Source organism: Mangrovactinospora gilvigrisea, assembly GCF_001879105.1.
Classification (GTDB): domain Bacteria; phylum Actinomycetota; class Actinomycetes; order Streptomycetales; family Streptomycetaceae; genus Mangrovactinospora; species Mangrovactinospora gilvigrisea.
Map to the genome: position 1 here is coordinate 1 of NZ_MLCF01000161.1, position 6061 is coordinate 6061.

Sequence of the window (6061 nt, forward strand, 5' to 3'; positions counted from 1 at the left end):
CTACGAATGGGTGGGCTGGCTGGGTGGACGCACGGGTCGGGGAGGGGCGGTCCGGCCGGGTGGGCACAGGGGTCGGGGGCGGGTGGGCGGCGTCGGCACGCGGGACACCGTAGCCAAGGTGCCGGGGTATGTGATGTCGCTGCTGGTCACCCGGCGCTTCGGGTCGGCGGGTCGACGGGCTGCGCCCGGACGGAGGTGAGGGTGCCGAGGGAGACCGTCTCGCGCTTGAAGAGTCCGGAGAGGATCCACTCGGTGAGGATGCGGGTCTTGCGGTTGGCGGTGGGCATGTGGGCCAGGTGGTTGGCTCGGTGCGCCAGCCACGCGGGGTAGCCCTTGATGCGTACGCCCCGAATCTGGGCGACGCCTTTGTGGAGGCCGAGCGAGGTGACGGAGCCGTGGTTGCGGTGCGCGTAGGGGGCGAGGTCGCCGGGGCGGCCGTCGAGCAGGGCGGTGATGTTGTCGGCGAGGGTGCGCGCCTGGCGGAGCGCGTGCTGCGCGTTGGGCGCGCAGAGCCGGCCGTCGGTGCCGGTGAGGTCGGGGACGGCGGCGCAGTCGCCGGCGGCGAAGACCTCGTCGTGGCCGTCGACCTGGAGGGTGGGGGCGACGGGCAGGCGGCCGTGCTCGTCGAGCTTGAGGCCGAGGTCGGCGAGGACGGGGTGCGGGCGGACGCCGGCCGTCCAGACCAGGGTGCGGGTGGGCAGGACGGCGCCGTCGGAGAGGGTGACGCGGTCGGCCTGGGCGGAGGCGAGGCGGGTGGCGAGGCGGATGTCGACGTTGCGGCGGCGCAGTTGCTCCATCGCGTGGGCGGCGAGCGGGGCGGGGGCCTCGGGGAGGATGCGGTCTCCGGAGTCGACGAGGACCCAGTGCAGGTCGTCGAGGGTGAGGGTGTTGTGGTATTTGGCGGCGTGCCGGGTCATGTCCTCGAGCTCGGCGAGCGCCTCGACGCCGGCGTAGCCGCCGCCGACGAAGACGAAGGTGAGGGCGGCCTCGCGGACGGCGGGGTCGCGGGTGGAGGCGGCCGCGTCGAGCTGTTCGAGGATGTGGTTGCGGAGGCCGATGGCCTCCTCGATGTTCTTGAAGCCGATGCCGTGCCGGGCGAGGCCGGGGACGGGCAGCGTGCGGGAGACGGACCCGGGGGCGACCACTAAGGCGTCGTAGTCGAGTTCGACGGGTTCGGCGCCGTCCTCGCTGGTGGCGAGGGTGGCGACGGTGGCGGTGCGGCGCTCGGGGTCGGCGGCGACGACGCGGCCGGCGACGATGCGGGCGTCGGGGACGATGCGGCGCAGCGGGACGACGACGTGCCGGGGGGAGATGGAGCCGGCCGCGGCCTCGGGGAGGAAGGGCTGGTAGGTCATGTAGGAGCGGGGTTCGACGAGGCACACCTCGCGGTGTGGTCGTCCGTGACCGGAGCGCCGGCGGCGGAGCAGCTGGATTGCGGTGTACATGCCGACATGGCCGCCGCCGAGGATGAGGATGCGCTGCGAGCGCCGTTGCTCAGTCACGCCCTCCATGACGCATCTTTGGGGCGGGGTTTGTCTACCTGTTGCAAACCCAATGCATCGTACGGGTGTTGGGGCCGGTGGGGCGGCAACGGTCGCCGGGACGGCGGGAGGAGCGGGGGGAGGGACGCGTTCGAGGGGCGTGTTCCAGGCGGGTTTGTCGAACGCCTTCTATCCGGGGGTCTCCTCAACTATCGTCAGGTCGCCGGTACGGGGGTGGGAATGTGCCGGAGAGATCAGAGAGCGCAGAGAACGTCGAGTGATCAAGGACCTATGCAGTGGCCGTCGGCGGCCACGGGTCCCGCAGCCGGATGTCCGGGGGAGAGCATGCGCGCGGAGCAGACGGATCGACTTCAGCAGTCCGAAAGCCGGGTCGGAGGGGCGCCGGGGGCCGGTGGCCTGCCGGGGCAGCGCGGGCCGGGGAGCCTGCGGGTGGACGCCCAGCGAAACCTGGAACTGGTGCTCAGGGCGGCACGGGAGGTGTTCGGCACGCTCGGCTACGGCGCCCCCATGGAGGAGGTCGCCAAGCGGGCGGGTGTCGGGGTGGGGACGGTGTACCGCAGGTTCCCGAGCAAGGACGTGCTCGTCCGGCGCATAGCCTCGGAGGAGACGGCCCGGCTCGCGGAGAGCGCGGCGAGCGCGCTGCGCGACAGCGCGGACCCGTGGCTGGCGCTGCGGGGCTTCCTGGAGCGGGCGATGAGTTCGGGCGCGGGGTGCCTGCTGCCGCCCGAACTGGTGGAGCGCGCCGGCGAGTTGGCGGAGGCGGCCGGGAGCGAGTCCGAGCCCGCCGATTCGGGGCCGGCGCTCGCGGCGAACGGCAGCGGCGAGATCGACGAGCTGCTGACCGCGCTGGACCGGCTGGTGCGCCGGGCCCGGTCGGCGGGTGCGCTGCGGGTCGACGCCACCGTGCCGGATCTGCTGCTGGTGCTCTCGGTGGCGGCGCCGCGGGTGGGCGACGAGTCGGAGCGCAACCGCACGTCCGACCGGATACTGCAGATCATGCTGGACGGCCTGCGGGCCCGCCCGGAGGACCAGCGCTGACGGGTTCCGGGGCAGGCGGGGGCCGTGCCGGAAAGGGCTCGGAAGGGGTTCGGAAGAGTCTGCTGAACCGTTCCGCCGCGCAGCGCAAGGGTGTTGACGCCGGGTGTACCCGTACGAGTGGTTGTTCTCCTACGGCGTGTCGCACGAGTATGACGGTGTGTCACGCTGGTGGGCGTGCAACGGTCGGGTGGCGGATCCGGTGAGTCGGACGGGACGGAGAAGGGGGTGCCCCCCGGCGAGGAGCGGGTCCCGGGGCAGGGCTCGGCCCCGGAGGAGCGCCTGAAGCCGAGGTATGCGCCGGGCGAGGGCGCGGTGCCCGCGCAGGGCGGGCGCCCCTCGCGGCTGTCGGTGGAGCAGCCGGGGCAGATCCCGGTGCAGGGCGGCTCCCCCGCGCCGGAGGCGCTGGCCCCGCCCGGTCCCGACGCGCCGACGGACCAGGAGCTGGTGGAGCAGGTCCGGGCCGGCGACGACGAGGCGTACGAGGAGCTGTACCGCCGCCACGCCACCGCGGTGCGCCGCTACTGCCGCAGTTGCTGCCGCGACGCGCACACCGCCGAGGACCTGACGGGCGAGGTGTTCGCCCGGGTGCTGCAGGCGCTGCGGCACGGCCGCGGCCCGGACGTCGCCGTCCGCGCCTATCTGCTCACCACGGTGCGGCGGGTGGCCGCGCAGTGGACGACGTCGGTGCGGCGCGAGCAACTGGTCGAGGATTTCGCGCTGTTCGCGGAGGGCGGCGCGGGGGCCGACGCCGAGGCGATGGACGCGGCCGACCGCTCGCTGGCGGTGCGCGCCTTCCGCAGCCTGCCGGAGCGCTGGCAGACGGTGCTCTGGCACACCGCCGTCGAGCAGGAGCCGCCGGCCCAGGTGGCGCCGCTGCTGGGGCTGACGCCCAACGCGGTGGCGGTGCTGGCGCACCGCGCGCGGGAGGGGCTCAAGCAGGCGTATCTGCAGGCGCACGTCTCGACCACCCTGCAACGGGACGCCGAGTGCGGGCAGTTCGCCGACCGGCTGGGCGCCTACGCCCGCGGCGGCCTGCGGATGCGGGCCGACCGCTCCCTCAAGCGCCACCTGGAGGAGTGCGACCGGTGCACGGCCGCGCTCGCCGACGTGGCGTTCATCAACGAGCGGGTGCCCGCGGAGATCCCGGTGGCCTTCATCGGCTGGGGCGCGGCGACGTACGCGGCCGCGGCCGCGGGCCTCACCAAGGCGGGCGTGGCCATCGCCGGCGGCGCGGCCGCGGCGGGCGCGGGCGCCGGTGCGGGGGCCGCGGCGGCCGGCGGGTCCGGCTCGGGCGGCGGCGGCGCGGCGGCGGGAGGTGCGGCGGCCGAGGGGGCGTCGACGCCCGTCAAGGTCGGCGTCGTGGTGGCCGGGGTGATCGCCGCCGGGGCGGTGGCGGCGTGGGCGCTCTCCGGGGGCGACCACAAGAAGCCCGAGGCCGAGCCGAAGCACCGGCCGCCGGCCGCGGCGCCGGTGGTGCCGGCGCCTCCCAAGCCCAAGCCGAAGCCGCCTCCGCCGGCGCCGGTGGCCCCGGTCGCGGCGCCGATCAGGCCGACGCCGAAGCCCGCGCCCCCCAAGGCGAAGCCGAAGCCCCCGCCGCGGCCGGCGCCCAGACCGGCGCCGCCGAAGCCCAGGCCGAAGCCGACGCCTCCGCCGCCTCCGGCTCCGCCGAGCCCGGTGAAGCTGGATCTGCTGCCGCTCGATCTCATCCCCGGCAGCGGGAACGGGCCGGCGGTGCGGCTGGGGTCCAGCACGCCGCTGTGGCAGCGTCCGGACGGGGTCGACATCGACGGGACGCACTACGCGCACGGCACCACCGTGCGGCCGCCGTCGACGGTGGACGTCGCGCTCAACGAGCCGTGCCGCTCCTTCGACGCCTGGGCGGGTTTCGACGACCTGTCGGGGCCGCGTATCCGGATCCCCGGGGCGGGGCGGGATGCGGTGCGGTTCTTCGTCTACGGCGACGGTGCGCTGCTGTACGCGTCGCCGGCGGTGCAGGCGGGCGATCCGGCGGTGCGGGTGCACGCGGATCTGTCGGGGCACACGAACGTGCGGCTGGTGGTGAAGAAGGCGGGTTCGGGCATCGGCGCCGATGTGGTGTCGTGGGGGGATCCGGTGCTCGGCTGCGTCAAGCGCTGAGCCGGGGCTCCGCGGGGCGCCGGGTCAGCGCTGCGCGTACATCTCGTGGACGAGGGCGATCAGCGACGGGATCGCGGGGTGCGAGAGCGGGCCGCGGCGCCGGGCCAGGTGGAGGGGGACGGGGGGCGCGTCGGTGAGCGGGCGGTAGGCGAGCGCGGGGTGGGTGTGGAGGCGGGGGGTCGCCTCGGTGGTGACGCCGACCGCGCGGCCGACGGCGATCGCGGTGAGCCACTCGTCCGTGTTGGCGACCTCGATGGTCGCGGTCGGGCGCGCCTCGGCCGGCCAGAGGTCCAACGAGGTGGTGCCGCCCACCGTGTTGAGGGCGATGGGGCGGTCCGCCAGGTCGGCGAGGGTGAGGGCGTCGCGGCGCGCCAGGTCGCTGTCGGCGGGGACGGCGGCCATCCGCGGCTCCTCGGTGAGCAGTTCGGTCACCAGCCGCGGGTCCGCCACCCGGCCGCGCAGCAGGGCGACGTCGACCTGGCCGCGGGTGAGGCCGGCGAGCCGGTCGTCGATGCGGCGCAGTTCGAGCGGGATGTCCGGGTGGGCGGCGTCCCAGCGGCGGAGCAGCGGGACGGTGAGGGCGCCGAGCGCCGCCCAGGGGTGGCCGAGGCGCAGCGGCAGCGCGGTGAGCGCGCCGGGGTCGAGGGCCGCGTCGACGGCGGCGAGCGCGGTGGCCGCCCGGTCGCGGAACGCCCGCCCGGCGGGGGTGAGTTCCAGATGGTGGGTGGAGCGGTCCACCAGGCGGACGCCGAGGTGCTCCTCCAGCCGGCCGAGCGTCCGGGAGAGCGCGGGCTGGCCGATGCGCAGCCGGGCCGCTGCGCGCGTGACCGTGCTCTCCTCGGCGATGGCGAGGAAGGCGCGCAGATGCCGCAGCTCGATGGTCATGCCTGCCGAGCATAACCGCCGACCGGACGGCATTTCACGCGCCGCCCGCGGGTCCGTAGCGTGAGGGGCATGGTGAGGGACAGGGCCGCCGGGAGCGCCGGCGGGATCGGGCTGGTGCTGGCGGGCGCGCTGAGCGTGCAGTTCGGATCGGCGGTCGCGGCGCTGCTCTTCCCGGTCGCCGGGGCTCTCGGGGTGGTGACGCTGCGGGTGGCGATCGCCGCGGTGCTGCTGCTGGTGGTCTGCCGGCCGCGGATGCGCGGGCTGACCCGGGCGGACTGGGCGGTGGCCGCCGCGTTCGGGGTGGCGCTGGGCGGCATGAACATCCTCTTCTACCAGGCCATCGACCGGATCCCGATGGGGACGGCGGTGACGCTGGAGGTGCTGGGGCCGCTGGTGATGTCGATCGCCGCCTCGCGGCGGTGGCTGAGCCTGGTGTGGGCGGGTTCGGCGCTGGCGGGGGTCTTCCTGCTCGGGGAGGGCGGGCTGGGACGGCTCGACCT

Annotated in this window: 5 protein-coding genes; 3 read left to right on the forward strand and 2 right to left on the reverse strand. The window is 75.5% G+C overall.

Features of this window, described 5'->3' with window-relative positions:
* Positions 1–146 precede the first annotated feature (146 nt).
* Entirely contained in the window at positions 147–1511 is a 1365-nt protein-coding gene (locus tag BIV57_RS22305; RefSeq protein ID WP_071658673.1) for an NAD(P)/FAD-dependent oxidoreductase, read from the reverse strand.
* 420 nt (positions 1512–1931) lie between these two features.
* Here BIV57_RS22305 and BIV57_RS22310 point away from each other — a divergent pair, with 420 nt between their 5' ends.
* The gene (locus BIV57_RS22310; RefSeq protein ID WP_245797851.1) at positions 1932–2540 is read left to right on the forward strand and encodes a TetR/AcrR family transcriptional regulator; all 609 of its coding nucleotides are present in this window, start codon (positions 1932–1934) and stop codon (positions 2538–2540) included.
* Positions 2541–2765: 225 nt separating this feature from the next.
* Entirely contained in the window at positions 2766–4676 is a 1911-nt protein-coding gene (locus tag BIV57_RS25475; protein ID WP_071658675.1) for a sigma-70 family RNA polymerase sigma factor, read from the forward strand.
* 24 nt (positions 4677–4700) lie between these two features.
* Here BIV57_RS25475 and BIV57_RS22320 read toward each other — a convergent pair whose 3' ends face one another.
* Positions 4701–5561, reverse strand: coding sequence for a LysR family transcriptional regulator (locus tag BIV57_RS22320; RefSeq protein ID WP_071658676.1), 861 nt, complete (start codon positions 5559–5561; stop codon positions 4701–4703).
* Positions 5562–5630: 69 nt separating this feature from the next.
* On the opposite strand from BIV57_RS22320, the gene BIV57_RS22325 reads away from it, so the two are divergent.
* A partial coding sequence (locus BIV57_RS22325) for an EamA family transporter (RefSeq protein WP_419185786.1) occupies positions 5631–6061 on the forward strand: 431 nt, incomplete at its 3' end.